This is a genomic window from Embleya sp. NPDC020886, from assembly GCF_044333915.1.
Lineage (GTDB): Bacteria > Actinomycetota > Actinomycetes > Streptomycetales > Streptomycetaceae > Embleya.
Window position 1 is genome coordinate 285,499 of the sequence record NZ_JBIRRX010000010.1, and the last position, 25,201, is coordinate 310,699.

Below are 25,201 nucleotides of genomic sequence, written 5' to 3' on the forward strand. Positions count from 1 at the left end.
CACGTCACAGCTCGGCGCAGAGCCGATCGATCTCGGCGATCTCGGCGGCGGTCAGATCCGGCTGCCCGACGGCGGACAGATTCTGCTCCAACTGCCGTACGCTGCTTGCCCCGACGATCACCGACACGACCCGCTCGTCGCGCAGGATCCAGGTGAGCGCGAGCTGCGCGAGGGTCTGATTCCGGTCCTGGGCAAGCTTGTTCAGCGCGCGAAGCAGGGTCAGACGCTCCTTCGTGAGCTGGTCGGTGGTGAGGAAATGACCCACCGCCATCCGCGAATCGCTCGGCACACCGTCCAGGTATCGGTCCGTCAACAGGCCCTGGGCCAAAGGCGAATAGGCGATCAGCGCGGTCCCGGTCTCGCCGATCGCGTCCAGCACGCCGCGCTCGGGTTCGCGGTCCAGAATCGAGTAGGCCGACTGGTTGAGCAGCACCGGTGTGCCCAGATCGCGCAGGATCTCGACCGCCCGACGGTGCTCCTGCGGACCGTAGTTGGAAATGCCGGCGTACAGCGCGCGTCCGGAGCGAACCGCCGTGTCCAGCGCGCCCATCGTCTCTTCGAGCGGGGTCTCCGGGTCGTACCGGTGCGAGTAGAAGACGTCGACGTAGTCGAGCCCCATCCGGGCGAGCGACTGGTCCAGACTCGCGAGCAGATACTTGCGCGACCCGCCGTCGCCGTACGGCCCCGGCCACATGTCCCAGCCGGCCTTGGACGCGATGAACAACTCGTCGCGGTACGGCCGGAAGTCGGCCCGGAAGTGCACCCCGAAGTTCGCCTCGGCCGACCCGTACGGCGGCCCGTAGTTGTTCGCCAGGTCGAAGTGCGTCACCCCCAGATCGAAGGCCCGCCGCAACACCGCCCGTTGCACCTCCATCGGCTGGGTGTCCCCGAAGTTGTGCCACAACCCGAGCGACACGGCGGGCAACCGCACCCCGCTGCGCCCGGCCCGGCGATAGCGCATCGACTCGTAACGATCATCGGAAGCTTTGTGGATCATGGCCCCATCTTCGCCCGATTCCCTGGTCGGCGGCTATGCCGCCGCGCGGTCGGCATCCGACCTCGACTCACAGGCCGCGCACGTGGAGCATGGTGACCACGAGGACGCCGGAGCTGACCTCGTATTCGGTGATCACCCCGGCCAATACCGCGGTGCGCCGGTCGGGGTTGCCGCGGATCGCGTCCCCGTGGGTGCGCGGCGAGTGCGACATGGCATCGACGGCTCGGTCGAATTCCCGGCGAGTGGAGGCGGTCAGGGCGTTGTACCCGGCGAGCGCGTTGTCGGTGTACTGCACGCGGTATTTGCTCATGGCTCGACCGGTGTGCCATCGGGGTGGTACAGGCCGCGGTGGTCGCCGGTCGCGACTCGGGCGGCGACGGCGTCGTCGTGGTCACGCATCTCGGGAGTCTTGGCCCAGGCGGAGGCGACCGCCGGCAGGTTGTCGATGGCGGCGTGCTGGATGTCGTGGTCGAACGCGGCCCGCTCGTGCTCGGGGAGGGCGGCGCGGATGTCCGCCAGGGTGCCGGGCAGCTCGACCACACGGCCGTTGTGGTGGGCGTGGATGACTGGGCGATCACTCATGGCGCCAGCGTGACACGGGGCGGCGCGGCGCCGGTAGCCGGCGGGCGGCGGCGGACCCGGTGAGCCGGTCGCGCGCCGTGCCGCCTCGGGGGTGGGCGGTGGATCGGTCCTTTACGGACCCTTGACAGCCCAAAATGTCCCTCGTAGGGTCCAGATCATTCTTTGGCAGGAACAGACGAAGACCACCTGTCGGTGGCTTCGCTGTGCCCTCCTACGCGTTAGCGCTCGCGTGTCGCCGACTGGTCCTTTTTTCCGAGGACGGGTACATGGCACAGCAGCAGAGCGTCAGAGGCGTCAAGGACGTCGTCGCGCTCATCGACCGACTGGGGAGAATCTCCGGTCGGGCCAAGGTCATCTGGTTCCTCGTGTTCGGGGGCCTTTTCCTCGACGCGTATTCCAATGCCGCGCTCGGCGCCGGGCTCGCCCCGATGACGAAGCAGATGGACCTGAGCAGTACCCAGGTCTCCATCCTCACCGCCACCGCGCCGGCCCTCGCGATCCTGTTCAACCCGATCGGCGGGTGGCTGGCCACCCGGATCGGCCGGGTGCCCCCACTGTTGCTGGCCAAGCTGTTCGCGCTGGCCGGCGCGGTGATCGCGGCCACTGCGGACGACTTCACCGTGGTGTGGATCGGCCGGGTCCTGGTCGGCGTCGCCTACGGGATCGACTTCGCGGTGGCGATGGCGCTGCTCGCCGAGTACACCCCCAAGTCGCTGCGCGGCCGGCTCAACCTGTGGCAGGGCATCTGGTACATCGCCACCACCGGCAACCTGCTGCTCACCCTGATCTGCTTCAAGTTCGACGTCGGCGCGGACATCTGGCGCTGGTCGGTCGGCTCGGCCGGGGTGATCGCGTTGTCGTTGTTCCTGCTCCAGTGGGCCTTCCTCGTGGAGAGTCCCACCTGGCTGGCCACCAAGGGTCGGCTGGAGGACGCGGCGCGCAACCTGCACCGGATCTACGGGATCGAGGCCGTCGCCGCCAAACCGGCCGCCGCCGGCGCCGCGCACGACGACGCGGACGCGGACGAGGTGCCGCCGAACGTGGGCATGAAGCAGGCCGGAATCCTGTTCCGCGGCAAGTACCTGCCCCGCACCCTGCTGTCCTCGGCCATCTCGCTCGGCCAGTCCATGCAGTACTTCGCGGTCGGCTGGTACCTGCCGGTGATCAGCCTGGCGATCTTCGGCAACAGCTTCGAGAAGGCCACCATCGGCTCGATGGTGTTCAACGCCTTCGGCATCGTCGGCGGCATCCTCTCCGCGTACTTCGCCCGCAAGCTGGGCCTTCGGGTCAGCTCGGCGCTCGGCTTCGGCGGCGTGTTCGTGATGCTGGTCGGGATGGGGCTGACCTTCGACCGGGTGCCGACCTGGATCGCGTTCATCCTCCCGGCGCTGTTCATCTTCTGTCACTCGGCCGGCCCGGGCGCGAACGGCAAGTCGATCGCCGCACTGTCCTACCGCAGTGAGGTGCGCACCCTGGGCACCGGCGTCACCGGGATGATCGGCAGCTTCGGCAGCGTGGCGGGGCTCTACCTGTTCCCGCAGATCAAGGACGGCATCGGCCTGGACAAGACGTTCCTGGTCCTGGCGATCGTCCCGCTGCTGGGCCTGCTCACGTGCATCGCGATCAAGTGGGACCCGACCCGGGCGATCTCGCCGGACGAGGACCCGGACGTGCCCACGCTCACCGCGTCGCCCACCGATTCGGCCGGCCCCGCGAACCCCGCGTTGCTCGCCCGCTGACGCAGACCTCCCGCGAAAGACTCGCACGCGGAGATCGCAATCGCATATTTCGGACCGAAAGGGCTGTGATGACGAAGACGTTGCACGCTCCCGGACGGCGCCTCGGCATCCTGTCCGTCGACGAGGGCACCACGGGGACCCGGGCCGGAGTCGTGCTGGACTCCGGGACGGTGGGCCACGTGGCGTACCGGCAGATCGCGGTGCGGCATCCCGACGAACACTCGGTCGAACAGGACCCGGTGGAGATCTGGACGGCCACCCTGACCGTCTGCCGCGAGGCGCTGGCCTGGGCGCACGCGAACGACGTCGAGATCGCCGCACTCGCGCTGTCCACCCAGCGGGCCACCGCGATGTTGTGGGACGCGCGCACCGGCCGGCCGCTGGTGCCGGCCTGTGTGTGGCAGGACCGGCGGTACGCCCGGGACCTGCTCGCCTACGAGGCCGAATGGGACGAGCCGCTCACCGCCAGGCTCGGTCGCCCGGTGGGCAGCCGGGCGCCGTTCCTGTGGGCCGCCCGGCAACTTGCCGAGCAGCCCGAGGTGGCCGCCGCCCACGCGGCCGGGACGCTGCGGTTCGGCACCGTGGACACCTGGCTGGCCTGGAAGTTCACCGGCGGGGCCGCGCACGCCGTCTCGGCGAGCAACGCCGGTTCGGTCGGCGCCTACCTGCTCCGCGAACACGCCTGGGACCACGAGTGGGTCGGGCAACTGGGCTACCCGCTCGACCTGTTGCCCGACCTGTTCGCCGACGACGACCCCGGCTACGGCCGGATCGACCCCGAACTCCTGGGCCTCGACCTGCCGTTGGCTGCGGTCATGGGCGACCAGCACGCGGCGCTGATCGCGCTCGGCGGGCTGGCCGCCGGGCAGGGGATGTGCGTGTACGGCACCGGCACGTTCGTGGACGCGGCCACCGGGGACACCCCCGCGCTGCCGATCCCGGGCGTGACCGGGGTCCTGGCCCAACCCGGCTGGCGGCAGGGCGAGACCACGCACTTCAGCCTGGAGGCGTACTGCTCCACCACCGGGTCCGCGCTGCGCTGGTTGTGTGACGACCTGGGCTTCTTCGCCTCGCCCGCGGAGATCGGCGAACTCGCCGCGCAGGCCCGGGGAACGGCCGAGTCGGGCCGGCGCGAGTGGTTCGTGCCCGCGCTGGCCGGGATCCGCACCCCCGCATGGCGACCCGAGGCGCGCGCCGCGCTCAGCGGCCTGACCCTGGCCACCACCCGGGCCGATGTGGCCCGCGCCGTGCTGGACGGGATCGCCCACTCGGTCTGCGACCTGATCGACGGCGTCGCCGAGACCATGCGCGCCCCCTTCGGGCGGTTGCGGGTGGGCGGCGGCGTGGCCGGCAGCGACACGCTGATGCAGATCCAGGCGGACGTCGTCGGCCTGCCGCTGGAGCGCGCCGCCGACTCGGCGACCGCGAGCCTGCGCGGCACCGCCTATCTGGCGGGCGTGCGCGAGGGCCTGTGGTCCTCGCTCGAAGAGGTGGTCGAGGCGCAACCGCGCGGCCGGGTCTTCGCGCCGACCACCACTCCCGGACAACGCGAGGAACAACGGGCCGCCTGGCGGACCGTGCTCGCACCGCACCTCGACTGAGGCGCGGACCCGCAGTCGGCCGCGAGGCCACCCGCAACACGTACCACCCGGCGGCCGGTCATCGAACCGCCGGACAGATTCCAGGAGTTGATGTTGTGATCACCTTGCCCGCCCGCAAGCCTCGGCGTGCGTCAGCGGCGGCCACGAGAGGGAAGCCGCTGCTTCTCGACCGGAGCCGGGCCAAGCGCCGGCTGGCGGACCACGTGTTCGACGTGCTCGTGATCGGCGGCGGCGTCACCGGCGCGTACGCCGCACTCGACGCGGCCTCGCGCGGTCTGGACGTGGCCCTGGTGGAGAAGGACGACTTCGCCTCCGGTACCTCCTCCAAGTCGTCCAAGATGGTGCACGGCGGCCTGCGCTACATCGAGCAGGGCAACGTGAACCTGGTCCGGCACTCGTTGCTGGAGCGGCACCGCTTCCGCAAGAACGCACCGCACCTGGTGCACCGGCTGCCGTTCCTGTTCCCGATCCTGGAGAAGGAGGGCATCTTCGATGCCCGGCTGGCCAAGGGCTTCGAGGGTCTGCTGTGGACCTACGACCTGGTCGGCGGCTGGCGGATCGGCAAGCTGCACCAGCGGCTGACCGTCGACGAGGTGCTCGCGCACGCGCCCACGCTGCGGGCCGACCACCTCAAGGGTGGGCTGATGTACTTCGACGGCCGCGCCGACGACGCGCGGCTCGTGCTGACCATCGTGCGCACCGCCGCCGCGCTCGGCGCCACCGTGCTCAACGGTGCCAAGGTGGATCGGGTCCTGGACGAACGCGGTCGGGCGGCGGGCGCCCGGATCGAGGTGGACGGCGAGCGGTTCGACGTGCGCTCGTCGGCGGTGGTCAACGCGACCGGCGTCTGGAGCGACGCGGTCGACTCGATGGCCGACGGCACACACGAGCCGCAGGTACGACCCGCCAAGGGCGTACACATCGTGGTCCCGTGGAGCAAGGTCCGGATCGACTGCACGGTCACCGTGCCCATCCCCGGCCGGGCACGCCGCGCGACCTGCACCCGCTGGGGCGACTCGGTCGTGTTGGGCACCACCGACGAGGACTACCGCGGCTCCGTCGACGACGTGCACTGCACCCGCCCGGAGATGGAGTTCCTGCTCGAAGGCGCCAACACCGCCTTCGAGGGCAAGCTCACCCCGGACGACGTGGTCGGCAGCATCGGCGGGCTGCGTCCGTTGGTCGGCAAGAAGGAGGGCGCCACCCTCGACATGAGCCGCGACCACCACATCGCCGTCGGTCGCGGCGGCATGGTCACCGTCACCGGCGGCAAGCTCACCACCAGCCGGCACATGGGCGAGCTGGTGATCGACAAGGTGATGCAGGTGCTCGGCCGCAAGGGCCGCAGCCGCACCGCGAACCTGCCGCTGATCGGCGGCGCCGGCTACGACGCCGAGGCGGTCGCCGCCTCCGGCGGGCTGGCCGCGCACCTGGGCGAGCGCTACGGCACCGAGGCGCGCTTCGTCTCCGACCTGCTCGCCGAGGACGCCACGCTGGCCGAACCGGTGGTCGCGGGCATGCCGTACATCCGGGCCGAGGTGGTCTACGCGGCCCGCTCGGAGCTGGCCCGCTCGGTGGACGACGTGCTCTCGCGCCGGACCCGATCGCGCCTGTTCGCCCGCGACGCCTCGGCCGCCGCGGCGCCCGAGGTGGGCCGGCTGCTCGGTGCCGAACTGGGCCTGTCCGAGCCGGAGATCGAACGCCAGGTCGCCGACTACCTGGCCGCCGTGCGGCACGAGAAGGCGGTGCTGCTGGGCGACTTCGAGCCGGCCGAGGCAGCGCACGCGTCCGCCGGGGCCGGCCGACGGGCGTGACACACACGGCGGATCGTGCCGCCCGCCCCCACGACACCCGGCGTACCCCACAACTCGCTCGACCCGAAGGAGCAGACCAGTGATCAGCAGGCAGACCATCACCAACCCGTTCAACCGAGGCGACTACATCGTCGGCGCGCCCACGCCGCCCAAATGGGCCCGCAACACCCCCGTCGGCACCGGCGACGCTTCGCTGCAGGGCGCCGTGGTCGAGGTCCCCGCGTCGGTGATCACCGACCTGCAGGGCGTCGCCAAGGCCGTGTACACCGACCGCGAGGACGTCGTCACCCGCACCCGCGACTGGTGGGCCGGCACCATGATCGGCGAAACCGACGGCCGCCCGGCCACCCCGGACGCGGTCGTGGTCGAGGTCGTCGACGCCGACCAGGTCGCCGCCGTACTGCGGATCTGCAACGCGGCCGGCGTCCCGGTCACCGCCTCCGCCGGCCGCAGCAACGTCACCGGCGCGGCCCTGCCCGTGCACGGCGGCGTCGTGCTCGACCTGTGCGGACTGAACCGGATCCGCTCCTTCGACGCCGAATCGCTCGTCGTGGACGTCGAAGCCGGCATGTTCGGCGACCTGTTCGAGCAGGAACTCCAGGAGACCTACGGCGCCACCACCGGCCACTGGCCGTCCGCGTTCGCCGTCTCCACGGTCGGCGGCTGGATCGCCTGCCGCGGCGCCGGCCAACTCTCCACGCGCTACGGCAAGATCGAGGACATGGTCGTCGGCATCGACGTCGTGCACGCCGACGGCACGCGCGCCACCTACGGCGACTACCCGCGCGCCGCCACCGGCCCCGACCTGCGGCAGATCTTCATCGGCTCGGAGGGCACGCTCGGCGTGATCACCTCCGCCCGGATCCGGGTGCACCCGCTGCCCACCTACGCCAAGGCGCTCGCGTTCGGCTTCGAGACCTTCGCCGAGGGCCTGGACGCGTGCCGCAAGATCATGCAGCGCGGCGCGACCCCGGCCGTGCTGCGCCTGTACGACAAGCTGGAGAGCGGGGTGCACTTCGGCCACCCCGAGACCAACCTGCTGCTGATCGCGGACGAGGGCGACCCGATCCTGGTCGACGCGATGCTGAAGGTCAGCGAGGAGGTCTGCCTGGAGTACGGCCCCGAACTGGACAGCGACGCGGTGTTCGAGCGCTGGCTCAAGGAGCGGATGCTGGTCGGCAAGTCCTCCGACGGCTTCACCCCCGGCCCCGGCTTCGTCGCCGACACGCTGGAGATCGCCGGATCCTGGACCGCGCTGGCCGAGGTGTACGACGAGGTGGTCGCGGCGATCCAGTCGGTGCCGGGCACGCTGGCCGCGTCCGCGCACCAGTCGCACGCGTACACCGACGGCGCGTGTGTGTACTTCTCGCTGCGCGGCGACGTGGACCGGCCCAGGCGGCGCGAGTGGTACCGCGCGGTGTGGGACGCGGCCAACGAGGTGCTGATCCGCCAGGGCGCGGCGCTGAGCCACCACCACGGCTGCGGCCTGCTGCGCGGTCCGTACCTGCCCGCCGCGCTCGGCACCGGTTTCGACACGTTCGTCAAGGTCAAGGAGACCCTGGACCCGGTCGGAATACTCAATCCTGGCAAACTGGGCCTCCCCAACCGCTTCGATGCGTGAGGCGGCCGAGACCCAGCGCAGGTAGGTCATGAACGCCAGTCAACGCCCCGCGAGCGGGCCCCGGATGTCCTCCGTGTTGTCGTCCGCCTTCGCCGAGGTACCGGTCATCGCGTCGATCATCGGACCCCAGCGCCTGCAGAACTTCCTCGGCGCGCCGGCGAAGGTGTGCATCCTCGCGTCCATCCCGGTCGGGCAATTGCCGAACATCGTGCAATTGCTCGGCAAGGCGGGCAAGACGGTATTCGTCAACGTGGACAGTTGCCCGGGCCTGGCCCAGGACAAGGGCGCCCTGGAGTTCCTCAAGGCGATGGGCGCGCACGGCATGGTCAGCACCCGACTGTCGCTGATGGAGAAGGGGCGCCCGCTCGGGCTGCTGACCATGCAGAAGGTGTTCGTCACCGACCGCTCGAACATGCGCCGCAGTACCGACGCGATCGCCCGCGGCGGCCCGGACCTGGTCGAGATCATGCCGTCGCCGATCGTGGCGCGGATGACCCCCGAGGCCAAGCGCGCGATGTCGCCGTTCGTCGCGGCCGGGTTCGTGGAGACCGCCGAGGACGCGGCCGCCGCGCTCGCGCTCGGCGCGGTCGCCGTGGCCACGTCCGACCCCCGGCTGTGGGACCTGAGCCGTGATCGGCTCGCGGCGCTCGGGTCGCCGTCCCGGGCCGGCTCTCATGCAAGTAGGAGAAATACACCGTGAGTTATGTTGTCGTCGCCCGCTACCTGACCAACCCCGGCGAGCAGGAACGGGTGCTCGCGCTGCTGGACGAGATGACCCGACGTTCGCTGGCCGAACCCGGCTGTCGCGGCTACCGCGTACACCAGGGTGTCGAGGACGTCCGCACGATCGTGCTGTACGAGGAGTACGACGCCGAGGCCGACTTCACCGCGCACTGCGCCTCCGCGCACTTCGCCGAGATCGTGCTCGGGCAGGTGGTGCCGCTGCTGGCGAGCCGGGACGTGGTGCGGCTCAGCCCTCGGGACGCGGCCGCGGCGGACGCCCGGTGAAGATGCGGGCAGCCGTGCTGCGTGGGATATCGCGCGAACGTCCGTATCGGGCGAGCCGGCCCGTCGCGATCGAGGAGGTCGAACTCGGCGACCCGCGCGAGGGCGAGGTGTTGGTCCGGATCACCGCCGCGAGCCTGTGCCACTCCGACCTGTCCGTGGTCAACGGCGACCGGGTCCGGCCGCTGCCGATGGCGCTCGGACACGAGGCGGTCGGCGTGGTCGAGGCGGTCGGGCCCGGGGTGGACCGGGTCGCGCCGGGCGAGCACGTCGCGCTCGTGTTCGTGCCCAGCTGCGGCCACTGCACGCGCTGCGACGAGGGCCGCCCGGCGCTGTGCTCGGCCGCCGCGGCGGCCAACGGCTCGGGCGGGCTCCTGCACGGCCCCGCGTTGCTGCGCGATGCCGGGGGCGAGGTCGTGCACCACCAGCTCGGGGTCTCCGCGTTCGCCGAATTCGCGGTGGTGGCACAGGAATCGGTGGTGCCGATCCCGCGCGACGTGCCGTTCGCGGTGGCCTCGATGTTCGGCTGCGCGGTGCTCACCGGGGCCGGCGCCGTGATCAACACGGCGGCGGTGCGGCCCGGGCAGTCGGTCGCGGTGTTCGGCCTCGGCGGGGTCGGGCTGTCCGCGGTGCTCGGTGCGCGGGCGGCCGGCGCGTACCCGATCGTCGCGGTCGATCCGGTGCCGGCCAAACGCGACCTGGCGCTGCGGCTGGGTGCCTCGCACGCGTACGACCCGGCCGACGCGGTGGGCGCGATCCGCGACCTCACCGACGGCGGACCGGACGTCGCGATCGAGGCGGTCGGCAGCGCGGCCGTGGTCGCGGACTGCCTGGCCGCGGTGGATCGGGGCGGCCGAGTGGTCTCGGTCGGCCTGCCCGCACCGGGCCGCACGCTGGACGCGGTGCCGGCGTTGGCCTTCGCGGGCGAGGGCAAATCGTTGATCGGCTCGTACATGGGCGACGCGGTGCCGCGTCGGGACATCCCGCGCTACCTGGCGCTGTGGCGGGCCGGCCTGATGCCGGTCGAGCACCTGCACACCTCGACGGTGGAACTGGCCGACCTCAACGAGGCGATGGAGGCCCTGGCGAGCGGTGAGGCGATTCGGCAGGTGATCCGGACGGGGGCGGCCCCGGTGGGGTGAGTGCGGGTGGGCCCGGCGGTGGGGTGAGTGTGCGGTGGGCCCGGGTCGGGTGGGATGAGTGCGGGTGGGCCCGGCCCGGTTCGTCCGGCCCGGCGGCTCGTGCTCGTCTGCTTGTGCGGGCCCTGCCGCCTTCAGTCTCCGGCCGCGTCGTCCAGCCGGCGACGGATCAGCAGATCGGCGGTGCGATCGCGCCAGGCATCCACCTCGGCGCGGTCGTACCCTCGGCGGGCGATGTCGAAGCGGTCGGCGAGAACCTCCTCGGGGGTCAGCCGCACCCGGCCGCGCAGTGCCTCGGCGACCCGGCTCACCAGGGCGTCGACGGTATCCCGGGGGTAGCCGCGCCGGACCGACGCGAAGCGCTCCCCGGCGGGCCGCAGGGTCACCGCCTTCACGTCCGCCTCGGCACGTGCGTCGGCGAACCGGTCGGCCGCCGCCCGGACCTCCTCCGGGTCCGCGCCGGGATCGGTGCTCCGGCCCGGATTCCCGTCCGGACTCCGGTCCGCTCCCGGATTCGCGCCCCGGTCCGCCCTCGTGTCCGCGCCGCGGGTCCCGGCGGACCCCCACGCCCCGCCGCGCGCCGCCAATCGCGCCTCGATCTCGTCGAGCGCTGCGTCCACCTCGTCCTCGTCGTAGCCCTCGCGCAGTCGAACGGTGGTGAACTGCTGCTCGCGCACCTGAGCCGGCGTCAGCGGTACCGCGGCGGTGCCGTCCAGGCTGCTGCGCACCAAGGCCAGGAACGCGTCCACGTCGGCGATCGAGTACCCCTCACGCAGCCGCGTCCGAGTGAAGTTCCACTGCATTCCCGCCCCCAAGTACTCGCTGCCGCACGTTCTCGACACCCCTTGCCTCCACTCGACCCGCTCGCGAAGGCTACAACCGTGCCGTCGCCGCCACCCGGACGGCCAACCACCGGATCGCGACCACCCGACCCGCCCCAAGGGTGTTTGTCGTGCTCGGCGGGCGCCGCGGCGGGCCGCGCGGGCGCGGCGCCGGCGCGCCGTACCCGCGGCACGTGGGTGAGCGAGCGGGCTCCGGTGGCGGTCCCGATACCGACCCGGGTTCTGCTCCCGTCGAGCCGGCGGTGACGCTTGGAAATGCTCAAAAGTTGTACGGCCTCGCTATGATGTGAATCATCTGTCGACATAGAACCAAATAAATTGTTCAACTGCTCCGCCGGTATTTGGATATGCGCTTGTCATATCTCCAACTCCGGGGGAGCAGACCCGTGTTCGGTGGGCCGGCCCGGCTGCGCGCGCAGCGTCCGACCGCGATCCTCGCCGCAATGGCGATGACCGTGGGTCTTACCGTCGGCGGGGCGACTGTTGTGTCCGCCGCCACCCAAGGCGGGACCAAGTACGGGAAGCCGAGCCAGCAATGGGGATCGGCCGCCGGCCGTTCGCACCAGGCCGACACGGCACAGACCCGCGCGGGCGCGGGCGGCGCCGGGCGACCTGCGGGCCAGGCTCCTGGTGAACTGGGGCCCGAACAAGGGCCGTTGGTACCCACCCCAATCGAGTCGACGCCCGAGCGACCGCTCGCGGGCGCCGGCACCCAGCAGATCCGGTCGGCGCCCCAGGCCGATGGCACCAGTCTCGCAGCCGCCGCTCCGCCCGCCCCGAAGGCCGCAGGCGGCTCATCCTTCGACGAGCAGACGAGCCGAGAACTGCCGACCGAACGCGACTCGCACACCAGCGTCTACGAGAACTCCGACGGCAGTCGCACCCTCAAGGTCTCCGAAGACCCGGTCAACTACCGTCTGCCGGACGGGACGTGGGCCAAAGTCGACGACACCCTCGCGCCGATGGGCGGCAGTGCGACCGACCCTGACTGGTGGCGCACGCGGGCCGCCGCCAACCCCGTCGACGTGGCCACGAAGGCGGACGCGACCCGGCTGGCGACGCTGCATACGGGGAACGGGACCAGCGTCGGCTTCGGCCTCGACGGCGCGACTCCCAGCGTCGGCAAGACCGCGTCGGACAGCATCACCTTCACCGGTGCGCGCCCTCAATCGGACGTCAACCTCAAGGCGGGCGACGGCGAGATCAAGGAGACGATCCTCCTGAACTCGCCTTCCGCACCGGATACCTGGGACTTCCCGTTGCATCTGGCCGGGCTCACCGCGAGCCTGGACGCGAGTGGCAACGTGGCGTTGACCGATGTCACCGGCGCGGTCCAGGCGATGATCCCGCACGGCTGGATGATGGACTCCGCAGTCGATCCGGCCTCGGGCGAGGGCGCCACGTCGGGCGGCGTGACCTACGAACTCGTCGTGCGGGCCGACAGGACGCAGGTGTTGCGGGTCAAGCTCGACCGCGCCTGGCTCGACGCACCCGGACGGGTGTACCCGGTCAAGGTCGACCCTACGGTCGCGGTGACGCCGGCCTCGAACTCGGTGAGTATCGTCCAGGGCCGCAACTTCTTCCAGACGGACGTGTATCGCCTGGGGTACAACTGCGACAGCGGCTGCGCCAACGCCGCGATCCTGCTCAACACCTCTGCGGTTTCGGCCCAGTTGCAGAACAACACGATCACCGGCGCCCGACTCGCTATGTGGAACGTTCACTCCTGGGACTGCCAGGCACCGCGTACGGTCACCGTGCACGGCAACACCGGTTCCTGGAATCCGAGTTCGGTGCGGTGGCCGGGTCCCTCCTACGGACCCGCGCTGGGTTCGGCGTCGTTCGCCCTGGGCAACGAGTCGGACGGCTGCAACGACGGCTGGGGCGTCGTCGACCTCGGCACCGGCGGTCGTGATCTGATCCAGGGCTGGGTCACCGGCGCCGCGAACAACGGTCTGACCGTACGCACCGCCCAGGGCGACCCGAAGACCTGGAAGAAGTTCGACACCGCGCCCAACGGCGGCGTCAAGCTCGACATCGACTACACGCCCTTCCGGGCCGCGTACCGGTTCAACAGCCTGGTGCGTGAGGTGACGGCCACTCAGGACGGCATCGCGAGTGTCACCGTCACCAACAACGGCGCCGTGGGTTGGACCAAGGGCATCCACTCGCTGCACTACCGGCTGTTCAACGCGAGCGGCACCGAACTGAACACCGTGGCCTGGACCCAACTGCCCAACGACGTGCCGCCGGGCCAATCGGTGACGCTCGACGCCACCATCGCCAAGCTCCCCCCGGGGACGTACACTCTCGCATGGGACATGGACGGCAGCAACATCCCCAAGTTCTCCCAATTGGGCGTTCCACCACTGCCGATGGCCCTGGGCACCAGCAACAAGTGGCCCGTCATCACCTCGATGACTCCCGGGAACGGCTACGAGTCCGACAGCACGACGCCGACGTTCACGGTCGCGGGCAACGACCCCGACAACTGGCCGCGACCCTCGCTCGACTATCGCTTCGAGGTCTGCGTGGTCGAGGCACAGGACTACCGCAAGAACTGCCAGTCCTCCCTGTGGCAGACGCCGGCCTCGTTCACGGTGCCCACGAGTTGGAACCTGGCCAAGGGCGGAACCTATGCCTGGTACGCGTACATCGGTGACGGCACCGACGCCTCGCTGCGCCCGAACCCGGCCGTGTTCACCATCCCCAACCGGCCGCCGGCCGTCGACACGGCCTGGCCGCCGAGCGGGTACACGTTCTCGACGCTGACCCCGATGTTGCACGTGACCGGGCACGACCGGGACGCCTGGCCGGTGAACCAGCCGCTGCGCTACAAGTTCGAGGTCTGCGAAGTCGACGGTGCGAACACCCGCAAGGACTGCCACACTTCGGATTGGCAACCGAGTTCGCCGTGGACGGTGCCGAAGGAATGGAATCTGACCTGGGGCAAGACCTACTCCTGGTACGGCACGGTCGGTGATTCCGGCGGCGCGGACGGCACATTCGCGCGGCAGGCGGTGTTCTCCACCCAGGTCCCGCAGCCGGCGATCACCAGCCGGCTCGCGGCCGGTGCGGCGGGCAGGGAGTTCAACGAACAGGTCGGCAACTACACTACGGCCGCCACAGACGCCTCGGTGAGCGCGGTCGGCCCCGACCTGACGGTCTCGCGTACGTACAACTCGCTCGACCCGCGCACCGACACCGCGTTCGGCGCCGGCTGGGCCTCGCGCTGGGACATGCGCGCGATCCCCGACAACGACGGCTCGGGCAACGTGGTCGTGGTGCTCGCCACTGGCGGTCAGATGCGCTTCGGGCGCAACGCCGACGGCAGTTACGCCGCACCGTCAGGCGGCTTCGCCACCTTCACCGCGGTATCGGGCGGCGGCTGGCAACTGGCCGACAAGTCCGGCACCAGACAGACCTTCGACGCCGCCGGCCGACTGATCTCCGTCGCCGACTACGCCGGCCGTACCCAGCAGATCACCTATGGTCCCGACGGTCGGATCGCCCGGGCCACGGACGTGACCTCGGGCCGCTATCTCGGCTTCACCTGGACCGGCGCACACGTCACCCAGGCCGGCACGAACCCGATCGACGCCACCACCCCGGGCCCGGTGTGGACGTATGGCTACGACGGCGACCGACTGACCAGCGTGTGCCCGCCGGTCCCCGGTGGTACCGGGCCGACGGCGCCGTGCACACGCTACGACTACACGACCGGATCGCACTACCGCTCCGTCGTGATGGACGCCGGTCCGCGCTCGTACTGGCGGCTCGGCGATACCGGCCCGACGAGCAACGCGGCCGACAGCGTGCCCACCGCCGCCGCGCGCGAGGGCGCCGAATACCGCAACGTGACACTCGGTCAAGCCGGCGCGCTCGCCGGCTCCCCGGACCGGGCCGCCGGATTCAACGGCACGTCGTCGTCCGTGCGACTACCAACCGACATCGTGGGCAAGTCCACGTTCCTCAGCGTCGAGATGTGGTTCAAGACGACCGGGGCCGGGGTGCTGTTCAGTCAGCAGGCCCGTGCGCTCGACGATCCGGCGGGCGTGGGTGGAGAGTTCAACCCCGCTCTCTACATCGACGCCAACGGCAAGCTGCGCGGTCGCTTCCTCACGCGCGGTGCCACCCCGGATCCGATCACGTCCGCCGGCATCGTCACCGACGACCAATGGCACCATGTGGTGCTGTCCGCGGCGGGGACGGCGCAGACGCTCCACCTGGACGGTCAGGTCGTGGGCACGCTCTCGGGCGAGGTCTACCACCCGGCCGGCAACAACACGCTCGTCGGTGCGGGCTTCGCCCAGGGTGTCCCGCAATCGCCCGGAGCGATCGGCTATTTCAATGGCTCGATCGATGATGTCGCGCTCTACGAACGCCCGTTGGGCGCCACCGGTGTGGCCGAGCACTACGCCGCACGCGGCGTGGCCAACCAACTCACCAAGGTCACGTTGCCGTCCGGGCGGACGCACGCGGAGGTGACCTACGACGCCCGCACCGACCGCGTCACGCAGGTCACCGACGCCAACGGCGGCGCCTGGAAGGTGGCCCCACCGACCTACACCGCCTCCTCCGCCGCCTACGCGAGCGCGATCACCGCGTCCGCACCGGTCGCCTACTACCGCCTCGGTGAACAGGGCGGGACCGGCGCGAACAACGCCTTCGGCAGCGCCGGAGCAGGTACCTACCACGAGGTGATCCCGGGTCGGGCGGGTGCGTTCGCGGGCGGGGACGACACGGCGGCCGAGTTCAACGGGACCACGTCCCACGTCGAGTTGCCACAGAATCTGCTGCGGAACAACCCTCGGCTGTCCATCGAGCTGTGGTTCAGGACCGACAAGCCGGGGGTGCTGGTCGGACACCAGTCCAATGCGATCGACGATCCGGCCGGGGTCGGCGGTACGTATACTCCCGCGCTCTACATCGACACCAACGGCAAGCTGCGCGGCAAGTTCATGCAGGCGGATGCCGCGTGGGCAGCACCGGTCGCCTCGGCCCAATCGGTCACCGACAGCCGCTGGCACCACGCGGTGTTGACGGCCGACGGCAGCGTGCAGTTGCTCTACCTGGACGGCGCCAAGGCAGGCAGCATCAACGGCGCCATCAACCACGAGAGTTCGAGCCGGGTGTACCTGGGCGCCGGATTCGTCAGCGGATGGGCGGAGGCCCCCGGCACGGTCGGCCGCTTCGACGGGTCGATGGACGAAGTGGCGGTCTACGACCGGGCGATCGACGCCGCCGCGGTGACGGAGCACTTTGCGGCGCGCGGGGCGGTGGTACCGAACAGCGCACCCGCCTATCGTGCGGCGGTGGCCTCCTCGGGGCCATGGTCGTACTACCGGCTGAACGAGACCTCCGGCTCGGAGGTCACCTCGCAGCAGGGAGCGAGGGCCACGAACGGGGCGGCGCGGGCGTTCGCCACGAGCGGTAGCCCCTACGGCGCGACCTTCGACGAAGGTTCCGCAGAGTTCAACGGCACGAGCTCCTATATCGAGTTGCCGCAGGGAATGGTGCACGGATCGTCCCAGGCCACCATCGAGATGTCCTTCGAAACGTCGAAGCCGGGTGTGATCTTCGGCTACCAGTCGGCCGGCATCGGGGAATCGCAGACGACCTACACGCCGGCGCTCTACGTCGATACCGACGGGAAGTTGCGCGCCAAGTTCTTCACCACCAGTGGTACGGCGTTGCCGCAGATCGTCACCGAAACATCCGTCGACGACAGCCGATGGCACCATGTCGTGCTCACCACCGACGGCGTCGTGCAGACGCTCTACCTCGACGGCGTCGTGGCAGGCACGATCAGCGGCGCGGTGTTCCACGAGAAGAGCCTGCGCAGCTTCGTGGGTGCGGGTACCACCTCGGGCTACGAGAAAGCACCGGCCGGATCCGGGTACTTCGAGGGATGGATCGACGAGGTCGCCGTCTACCGCAAGACCCTGGACGCGGCCACCGTCGCCGCCCACGCCGATGCGGCCGACGGGCTCGCGCCCGACTACCGCAAGGCGGTTCTCGCGGCCGGTCCGACGGGATACTGGCCGCTGACGGAGAGCGACAGCGGTACGGCGCCGATCGACCTGGTACCGGGACCGGCCACCGACGCGGCCGGTTCCTGGAACGTCCGGCAGGCGGTCGAGGGTGCGTTCGGCGCCACCGGCGACCGCGCGGCCGGCTTCGACGGCACGTCGTCGCACATCCGAATGCCCAAGGATCAATTGACCGCTGTCACGCAGTTCACCACCGAGCTGTGGTTCCAGGCCGAGGGCCCCGGTGTGCTGATGGGCTACTCCACGCAGGACATGCCGTACTCGGGGGTCGACACACCGGCCACGCCGATGCTCTACGTCGGCACCGACGGCCAATTGCGGGGTGAGATCTGGAACGGCACCGCGGCACCGATCACTTCTACCGAGTCGGTGCTCGACGGGCGCTGGCACCATGCCGCGCTCAGCGTGGACGTCCCGGGGAAGACACAGCGGCTCTATCTCGACGGAAACCTGGTGGGGGCGCCGTTGGACGCGACCGCCGTCGTGGTGGACCCGTACATCACCATCGGCGCCGGACCGATCAACAACCTCGCCTGGCCCGCCAAACCGACCGACGTGCGCGGCTACTTCAAGGGCGCGATCGACGAGGTCGCGATCCATCACCAGGCGCTCAGCGCCGACACGATCGCCCGCCACTATGCGAGCGGCAACGCCGCCGAAGGCGCCGCGCTCACCACCACGACCACGGTCACCGACCCGAACAACCGTCAGGAACGGCGTACCTACGACCTGTTCCGCGGTCGAGCGCTCAGTGTCACCGACGTCGAGGGTGCGACCACGACCTACGGCTACGACAGCGGCGGCTTCCGGCACACCGTCACCGATGCCAACGGCAACTCGGTGATCAGCGGCCACGATGCGCGCGGCAACGAGATATCCCGCACCACGTGCCGGACCACGACCCAGTGCTGGACGGGTTATCAGGAGTTCTATCTGAACAAGGACAACCCGCTCGACCCGCGCAACGACCAACTGATCGCGGTGCGCGACCCACGTTCCGCGGAGGTCGGTGACAACACGTACAAGACCACGTACGCGTACACCACCACCGGCCACCCCAGCGGCGAGACCCGACCGGACGGTTCGACCACCCAGCGGGCCTACACCACCGGGACCGAACCGGCGATCGGTGGGGGCACGGTACCCGCCGGCCTGCTCGCCTCGACCACGCAACCCGGCGACCGGGTAACGACGTTCGCGTACTACGCCAACGGCGACCTCGCGGCCACCACCGACCCGGTCGGCCTGATCACCCGACAGACCCACGACGGGCTCGGCCGCAAGATCACCACCACCGAGGTCTCGGACAGCGTGCCGGCGGGCGTGACCACGACGACGACCTACGACCACGCCTCGCGGCCGACGACCGCGACCGGGCCGGGTGTACGCAACGAAATCACCGGTGTCACCCACACACTTCGCGGCAGCACCGTCTACGACGTCGACGGGCGTGTGGTCGAGGAATCGACCGCCGACTTGACCGGCGGTGACACGACCCGGACCAGCACCTACACCTACGACACCAAGGGTCGACTGGAAACCGCGACCGACCCGGAAGGCGGGGTGACGCGTACCGGCTACGACGCCTTCGGGCGCCTGGCCTCCACCATCGACCCGGTCGGCGGTGAGATCCACTACACCTACACCCCGGGCGGGCTGCCCGCCGAAACCGTGCTGATCGGCTGGGACGGCGACCCGTCCGGCACTCCGCGCGATCTGGTCGTGGAGTCCCGTGCCTACGACCCCGCAGGCCGACTGGCCTCGGTCACCGACGCGATGGGCGCGACGACGTCGTACACCTATTACGACGACGACACCAAGGCCGAGACCATCGCCCGAGGCGTGAACCGGCCGGAGGACGGCCCCCGGGACATCGTGCTGGAGCGGCTGAGCTACGACGGCGCGGGCAACGTGGCGCGCAGCATCACCGGCGGCACGACGATCACCGATTTCACCTACGACACGCAGAACCGACCGGTGCGGACCGTGCTCGACCCCGGGGGCCTGAACCGGGAAAGCTCCACGGCGTACGACCCGGCCGGCTTCGTCGCTCGTACGCAGCGCACCGGCGCGGGCATCACCACGCCCGAGGCCACCGACTTCGTGTACGACAAGGCGGGTCGCGTCGTGCGCCGGACCGCCCACAACGAGACCGGCACTCCGCGCGTGGACGACGTACTGGTCGACACCGTGCGGCGCGATCAGCGCGGCCTGGTGCTGGAGGAGGTCTCGCCGAACGGCAACGCGGCGGGCTCGACGCCGAGTACGTACGCCGTCACGCACACGTACGACGTACTGGGCCGCGAGGTCTCCACCGCGTCCCCGACCGTCGAGGTGACGGTGGGCGGCGCCGCGCCGACCAACACCCGGCCGACCACGACCGTGGGCTACAACGCGTTCGGTGAACCGGTGGTGTCCCGCGATGCGAACGGCCGCGTCACGTCGAGCGTGACCGACCGGGCCGGACGCACCACCGCTACCACGCTGCCTCCGTACACGCCGCCGGGCGCGACCCAGCCGATCACCGCCACCACACAGGTCCGCTACGACAAGGCCGGACGCGTCGTGGAGTCGACCGATGCTCTCGGCCGGACCGGCAAGGTGCGCTACGACCGGATGGGCAACATTGTCGAGAAGACGGCCCCTGAAGCGCCGGTCCAACAGAGCGCGTTGGCGATCTCGGGGACCGACGGCGGCCCGCTGCTGAACCTGCCCTTCGCGGACGCACCCCCGAAGCCCGCCACCTGGCACTACACCTACGACGCCAACGGCCGCCGGTTGTCCTCCGTCGACCCCGACGGCGCCCGCACCGAGGCGACCTACGACCAACTGGGCCGCCAACTCACCAGCACCCAGGTCGAACGCTTCCCGACGGCGAACAACTTCACCACCACGATGACCTACGACGACGCGGGCCGACCGGTGTCGACCAAGTCGCCGACAGGGCGCGAGATACGCCAGGAGTACAACCTGGCGGGCCAACCCACGCGCCGCTGGGGCGATGTCGCCGAGATGGTCACCGACTACGACGGAGTGGGGCGCCTGGTTCGGACCTATGACGGACAGGGCCGAGGCAACCGGTGGGTGTACAGCCCCCTGGGCCGAGTGGACGCGGTCCAAGACATCGTCATGCGGTACAACGGCTCCGCTCTCGGTGAAGTCTCGCTGCGTGCGTCGTCCCTCGCCTACGACGCCAACGGCAACCAGGTCTCGACGTCGAAGCCCGGCGGTGGCAGGACCGACGCGGTGTACGACGCCGCCGGCCGCCTGCTCCGGCAGACCGAGAAGGTCAATGCGACGGATTCCATCGTCTCGTCCTTTGGGTACGACGCGATGGGCAACCGAACGCGCTTCACGGACGGCAAGGGCAACTCCACGGTCTACACCCATACGGCGTGGGATCAGCCGGAGAGTGTGATCGAACCCGCCACCACGGCCCATCCGAATCCCGCGGACCGGACCTGGACCACGACGTACGACGCGGTGGGCCAGGCCACGGGCCAATCGGCGCCGGGCGGCGTGCGCTCGAACAACACGTACGACCACCTGGGCCGGTTGGTCGAGCAGACCGGCACCGGCGCCGAAGCCGTCACGGACAGGCGCGTGTTCGCCTACGACGACTCCGGGCGGCTGACCAAGGCACAAACCTTCGGCGCGGTGGCGCCCAGGTCCACGAACACCTACACCTACAACGACCGCGGCCTGCAGTTGACCGCTGCCGGCAGCTCGGGCAACGCGCAGTACACGTGGGATGCGGAGGGGCAACTCGCCGAGCGCACCGATGCGGCAGGCACCGCGCGCTTCGCCTACAACCGCCAAGGGCAGCCCTACCTCGCCTCCGACCCACAGACCGGGTACACCGTGGAGTTCGGCTACGACGGCTCCGGCAACGTGGCCGGCGAGACGTTCTGGGATCACTGGCCCGTCATCGAGTGGCCGTCGGCGAACAGGGCGGCGGCGCGCTCGATCGCGCAACCCGATCGTCGGTTCACCTACGACGACCTGGGGCGACTGACGAACGACGAAGTGGTCGGCCACGACGACGTGTCGAAATTGTCCACGTCGTACACCTACGACACCGACGACCGGATGACCGGCAAGGACGAATCAGCCACGGGCGGTCGCAACAACACCTATGCCTACGACCTTGCCGGTCGCCTGACCCAGTGGAACGACGGCACCACCGTCACTCCTTACACCTGGGACGCCGCGGGCAACCGCACCGGCGCCGGCGCCAAGACCGCCACCTACGACGAGCGCAACCGGCTGCTCACCGCGGGGGACACCGCCTACGCCTACACTCCGCGCGGTACCCGCTCCACGATCACCGTTCCGGGTCTGACGAAGTCGATGCAGTTCGACGCGTTCGAGCAACTCGCCCAGGACAGCGCCTCCTACGGCTACGACGCCCAGGGCCGGATGATCACCCGCGACGGCCAAGCCGGCTTCGCCTATGACGGCACGACCAACAACCTCGTCGCCGACGGCGGCACCAAGTTCACCCGAGCCGCCGGCGGCGACCTGATCGCCACCGGCAACGGCACCACCGCCACCCTCGCCGTCACCGACCAACACGGCGACGTCACCGCCGCCCTCGACCCCACCACCCTCGACCGCACCACCTCCACCACGTACGACCCCTTCGGCCAGGTCACCAGCCAAACCGGTGCCCGCCCCGGCCTCGGCTACCAAGGCGCCTGGACCGACCCCACCACCGGCCAGGTCAACATGGCCAGCCGCTGGTACGACCCGGCAAGCGGCGGCTTCGACTCCCGAGACACCTGGACCCTCGCCCCGAGCCCTTCCGGCAACGCAAACCGCTACGCCTACGGGGGCGGCAACCCGCTGGGGAACACGGACCCGAGTGGGCACTGCATCGACGGTTGTGTGGTGGAGGCGATCGCGCTCAGCATGCTGGTCGCGTGGGCAGGTACGACCCTTGCCGACCAATGTCGTAGGAGTTGCGGCGCTCTCGGCCAATCCCTCTCCGGCGCCGTTTCGGGAGCGTGGTCCGGAGCAAAGAGCGCCGGATCCAGCCTCAAGAACAAGTGGAATTCCTGGACCGGCAGCGGCGGCGGAACCGTCACCGGGGTTGCCGTGCTGTCCACTTGGTGGTTGACCCGCTCGACGACTGCGAACAACACGGCCGCCAGTTCGGCCGCGGCGGGCACTCGCGCCGGCGACCTGAACGCCTGGGCCTGCCGCACGTATGGCGCCTGCGGATCCAGCGGCGGCTCCGGCACCGGCCCGGGAACCGGTGGCCCCGGTGCCGGCCCGGGAACCGGCGGCCCCGGCGGCCGCTGTGTCATCGGATGCCGAGGCGGAAACACCAAGGGCCCAGGCAAGGGCCCCACCGGCAAACCCCCGATCAAGCCCAAGCCCAAGCCCCCACACCGTCCCACCGCCCCGAAGAACCGCCCGCCGACTACCGCCACGCCCATTACGGATCCGATGGTCTCCATCATCAAGGGTCTCCTGGACGGCACCCGGACCTTCGACACGCTTCAGAGCGCCACCAATTCGCAGCCAAACCCGGTATACGATCCGGACCAGGTGGCACAGGATGAGCACTCGCTGGAGATGCTGAAAGCCTTCTTCCCTGAAGAGGGAATCGACACCGACATGGGGTTCGGTGATTCCGGTGCCGATATCAATCGACGGCGAACCGGAAATAAATGTCAGCGTGATCTCCCTTCCAAGGAGGCGGGATACTTCTATGCGCCCATGACAAAATTCGGCCCCGATGATGAAGACTGTCGAGCGACCGGGGCAGTCGCCATAATTGATGGGGACGACGTGCGAACCGGCCTGACTCGCCGGGACCCGAAGTGGAAACCGGCGGGCTACACGACCTTGCCCGCAGACAACCGGGCGGCTCTCCACCTCATCGCGGATAATGCCGGTGGTGCGCGTTACACGCTCCGGAATTTCGTGGCCGGATATCAAAATCCGGCCAATAGCCCCGATATGTCAGGCCTTGAGCGGGACATTCAGAACGCCGCAACCGGGGGGCAGGTGGTATCCGTTGGAGTTCTACCGATCTACGGAGACCCAACGCGACACGCCGGGGTGCCGGATCGGATCAGGATGGTAGCTTACGGCAGTGGTGGGTATGCATTGAATTGCACGGTGTACAACCGACCGCAAGGCGGATACGACTGTACGCAAAGGACATCAGGTGGAGCTCTCACGCATCCTTAGCGAACCGCAATTGAACCATGATGTCGATTTCGACTGGAGGGATTTCGAAAACGAATTCGGAGTCGACCTTCCGCTCGACTACAAAAAGTTTATATCAGCGTACGGCCCGTGTGTGATCAGTGACACCTTGACACTTTTTCATCCGCGGGCGCCCGAAGCGGACGACAGTCTCAGTCTACGGCGGAAAATCAGAACCACTTCCTCCATGTATGAACGCACTGAACCGTCACTTGTGCCGTATCGGATCTTCCCGGCAGCGGGAGGAATCTTCCCGATCGGACACACGCCCTTTGGGAATCAGGTTTTCTTGAGATCCAGGGCTCATATGAAGATCGGTGGGTGGTCGGTTCTCGTCGACTGGGACAGCACGTGGGTCGATTATCAGATGGGTTTTGAGGAATTTCTATCCGGAGCCCTGACCGGAGACGTCTATTTCTTCCACGAGTCGGTCCTGGAAGAACCGTCCTATGAATTGGTGGGCCGCGTGGTGTGATCTTCCGGCCACCCGGAGCACGACGTCCCTGTGGGGATCCGCAGCCGGCCGCCCACGGCGTCAGCCGCCACGAACGGCCCGGACGGCCTTGAGTCGCAGGCCTGATGTGGTCGGCGGCACGGTGAGGGCGCCTGCGAAGAATCTGCCGGGAGATGTCGATGGCGCTGCGCTCGTCCCGCAGTCGGTCTCGGATAGCCGTGGTCTCGGAGCAACGCCGGGGTGATCGCGAAACTTGGCGATATGGCTGTCCCGGGTGGGACTTGATGCCTGTCATGGCGATGTAGTGCCCGCATGTGGGCATTTGGCGTGGCTTGCGGGTCAGGTTGCGTCAGCGCTGAGTTGGACTTGGGATTCGGTGTCGGTGAAGGCGAGAGCGCGGTAGAGGTTGATGGCGAGGTAGGTGGGGTCGGCGACGATTACCAGGGTTTCGGCCGACCAGTGGGATTGGGCGTGTCGGGCTGCGGTGTGGACCAGGGTGGTGGCGAGGCCCTGGTTGCGGTGGGCCGGGTGGGTGGTGACGGTTTGGTAGCGGGCGAGGCCGTGGCCGTCGGTGAACAGGCCCAGACCGGCGCGGAGTCGGTTGTCTTCGAAGGCGCCGAACCAGGCTCCGTGGCCGCGGGCCTGGAGGTTGCGGAAGCCGGCCAGGCGGTGGGTGGCGAATTCGCGGTAGGCGGCCGGGGCGTAGCCGGGGTTGGTGGCCTCGGTGAGGGCCACGGCCTGGGCCCAGTCGTCGTCGGATTCGGCCATGCGGAAGGTCGCGGTGGTGTTGGGTCGCGGGGGCGCGTTCAGGGTCGTCGCGGTCAGGACGGTGCTGCGCTCGGCGGCCAGGCCGGCGGCGGCCAGGTCGGTCGGGTCGCCGGCCGCGCCGGTCGTGCCGTCGACGCCGAGCGCGACGTGGGTCGCGTCGGGGAATTCGCGCCGGAAGGTGTCGATCCAGGCGGCGGCCGTGCCGGGAGCGGGGGGCGCGGCCAGGAGAAGGAAGTTGCCCCAGTGGAAGGTGGGGTTGGCCGGGGTCCGGACGACGAGGTAGCCGTCACGTTCCTCGATGTGGCTGCCCTGGAGGGTGAGCAACATCAGGTCGGTGCGGAAGCCCAGGGAGGTCACGTTCATCCGG

At 69.7% G+C, this 25,201-nt stretch carries 14 protein-coding genes; 9 read left to right on the plus strand and 5 right to left on the minus strand.

Features of this window, described 5'->3' with window-relative positions; translation table 11 throughout:
- Window positions 1-4 precede the first annotated feature (4 nt).
- The 3 genes from ACH4U8_RS31480 to ACH4U8_RS31490 all read right to left on the minus strand — a co-directional run bounded on the left by ACH4U8_RS31480 (window position 5) and on the right by ACH4U8_RS31490 (window position 1,579).
- Complete coding sequence (locus tag ACH4U8_RS31480) at window positions 5-997, minus strand: aldo/keto reductase (protein ID WP_395781738.1); 993 nt, start codon at window positions 995-997, stop codon at window positions 5-7.
- A gap of 67 nt (window positions 998-1,064) precedes the next feature.
- The gene (locus ACH4U8_RS31485; RefSeq protein WP_360315522.1) at window positions 1,065-1,307 is read right to left on the minus strand and encodes a hypothetical protein; all 243 of its coding nucleotides are present in this window, start codon (window positions 1,305-1,307) and stop codon (window positions 1,065-1,067) included.
- On the minus strand, window positions 1,304-1,579 hold the full coding sequence (locus tag ACH4U8_RS31490) for a hypothetical protein (RefSeq protein WP_360315521.1): 276 nt from the start codon (window positions 1,577-1,579) through the stop codon (window positions 1,304-1,306). Before ACH4U8_RS31490 ends, ACH4U8_RS31485 begins: the two co-directional genes overlap by 4 nt.
- Before the next feature lie 266 nt (window positions 1,580-1,845).
- Between ACH4U8_RS31490 and ACH4U8_RS31495 the strand changes: the two genes are divergently transcribed.
- From ACH4U8_RS31495 to ACH4U8_RS31525, 7 genes are all read left to right on the plus strand, one after another.
- A complete protein-coding gene (locus tag ACH4U8_RS31495; protein WP_360315519.1) occupies window positions 1,846-3,318 on the plus strand; it encodes an MFS transporter in 1,473 nt (490 codons plus the stop codon).
- 68 nt (window positions 3,319-3,386) lie between these two features.
- Complete coding sequence (locus ACH4U8_RS31500) at window positions 3,387-4,919, plus strand: FGGY family carbohydrate kinase (RefSeq protein WP_379991161.1); 1,533 nt, start codon at window positions 3,387-3,389, stop codon at window positions 4,917-4,919.
- A 95-nt stretch (window positions 4,920-5,014) separates the two neighbouring features.
- Complete coding sequence (locus ACH4U8_RS31505) at window positions 5,015-6,733, plus strand: FAD-dependent oxidoreductase (RefSeq protein ID WP_395781740.1); 1,719 nt, start codon at window positions 5,015-5,017, stop codon at window positions 6,731-6,733.
- 79 nt (window positions 6,734-6,812) lie between these two features.
- On the plus strand, window positions 6,813-8,354 hold the full coding sequence (locus ACH4U8_RS31510) for an FAD-binding oxidoreductase (protein ID WP_395781742.1): 1,542 nt from the start codon (window positions 6,813-6,815) through the stop codon (window positions 8,352-8,354).
- Window positions 8,355-8,382: 28 nt separating this feature from the next.
- Window positions 8,383-9,054: a glycerol-3-phosphate responsive antiterminator gene (locus ACH4U8_RS31515; protein ID WP_395781744.1), complete on the plus strand. Its 672-nt coding sequence runs from the start codon at window positions 8,383-8,385 to the stop codon at window positions 9,052-9,054.
- Window positions 9,051-9,362, plus strand: a complete 312-nt coding sequence (locus ACH4U8_RS31520) for a putative quinol monooxygenase (RefSeq protein WP_395781746.1) — start codon at window positions 9,051-9,053, stop codon at window positions 9,360-9,362. Before ACH4U8_RS31515 ends, ACH4U8_RS31520 begins: the two co-directional genes overlap by 4 nt.
- Complete coding sequence (locus ACH4U8_RS31525) at window positions 9,359-10,501, plus strand: zinc-binding dehydrogenase (protein ID WP_395781748.1); 1,143 nt, start codon at window positions 9,359-9,361, stop codon at window positions 10,499-10,501. The genes ACH4U8_RS31520 and ACH4U8_RS31525 overlap by 4 nt, the downstream gene beginning before the upstream one ends.
- A 131-nt stretch (window positions 10,502-10,632) precedes the next feature.
- Here the strand turns inward: ACH4U8_RS31525 and ACH4U8_RS31530 are convergent, their stop codons facing one another.
- Window positions 10,633-11,301, minus strand: a complete 669-nt coding sequence (locus ACH4U8_RS31530) for a DivIVA domain-containing protein (RefSeq protein WP_395781750.1) — start codon at window positions 11,299-11,301, stop codon at window positions 10,633-10,635.
- Window positions 11,302-11,996: 695 nt separating this feature from the next.
- On the opposite strand from ACH4U8_RS31530, the gene ACH4U8_RS31535 reads away from it, so the two are divergent.
- Together ACH4U8_RS31535 and ACH4U8_RS31540 are read left to right on the plus strand one after the other, a co-directional pair.
- Window positions 11,997-23,594, plus strand: coding sequence for a LamG-like jellyroll fold domain-containing protein (locus ACH4U8_RS31535; RefSeq protein WP_395781752.1), 11,598 nt, complete (start codon window positions 11,997-11,999; stop codon window positions 23,592-23,594).
- Window positions 23,572-24,087 carry an SMI1/KNR4 family protein gene (locus ACH4U8_RS31540; protein WP_395781754.1) on the plus strand — a complete coding sequence of 172 codons (516 nt, stop codon included), beginning with the start codon at window positions 23,572-23,574 and terminating at the stop codon, window positions 24,085-24,087. Before ACH4U8_RS31535 ends, ACH4U8_RS31540 begins: the two co-directional genes overlap by 23 nt.
- Before the next feature lie 318 nt (window positions 24,088-24,405).
- Here ACH4U8_RS31540 and ACH4U8_RS31545 read toward each other — a convergent pair whose 3' ends face one another.
- Entirely contained in the window at window positions 24,406-25,197 is a 792-nt protein-coding gene (locus ACH4U8_RS31545) for a GNAT family N-acetyltransferase (protein ID WP_395781756.1), read from the minus strand.
- Window positions 25,198-25,201: the final 4 nt, after the last annotated feature.

Bases quoted from the DNA above. Each gene is read 5' to 3' on its own strand.
- ACH4U8_RS31495 (WP_360315519.1), top strand. From the start codon at position 1,846: ATGGCACAGCAGCAGAGCGTCAGAGGCGTCAAGGACGTCGTCGCGCTC.
- ACH4U8_RS31530 (WP_395781750.1), bottom strand. From the start codon at position 11,301: ATGCAGTGGAACTTCACTCGGACGCGGCTGCGTGAGGGGTACTCGATC.
- ACH4U8_RS31480 (WP_395781738.1), bottom strand. From the start codon at position 997: ATGATCCACAAAGCTTCCGATGATCGTTACGAGTCGATGCGCTATCGC.
- ACH4U8_RS31490 (WP_360315521.1), bottom strand. From the start codon at position 1,579: ATGAGTGATCGCCCAGTCATCCACGCCCACCACAACGGCCGTGTGGTC.
- ACH4U8_RS31500 (WP_379991161.1), top strand. From the start codon at position 3,387: ATGACGAAGACGTTGCACGCTCCCGGACGGCGCCTCGGCATCCTGTCC.
- ACH4U8_RS31545 (WP_395781756.1), bottom strand. From the start codon at position 25,197: ATGAACGTGACCTCCCTGGGCTTCCGCACCGACCTGATGTTGCTCACC.
- ACH4U8_RS31485 (WP_360315522.1), bottom strand. From the start codon at position 1,307: ATGAGCAAATACCGCGTGCAGTACACCGACAACGCGCTCGCCGGGTAC.
- ACH4U8_RS31515 (WP_395781744.1), top strand. From the start codon at position 8,383: ATGAACGCCAGTCAACGCCCCGCGAGCGGGCCCCGGATGTCCTCCGTG.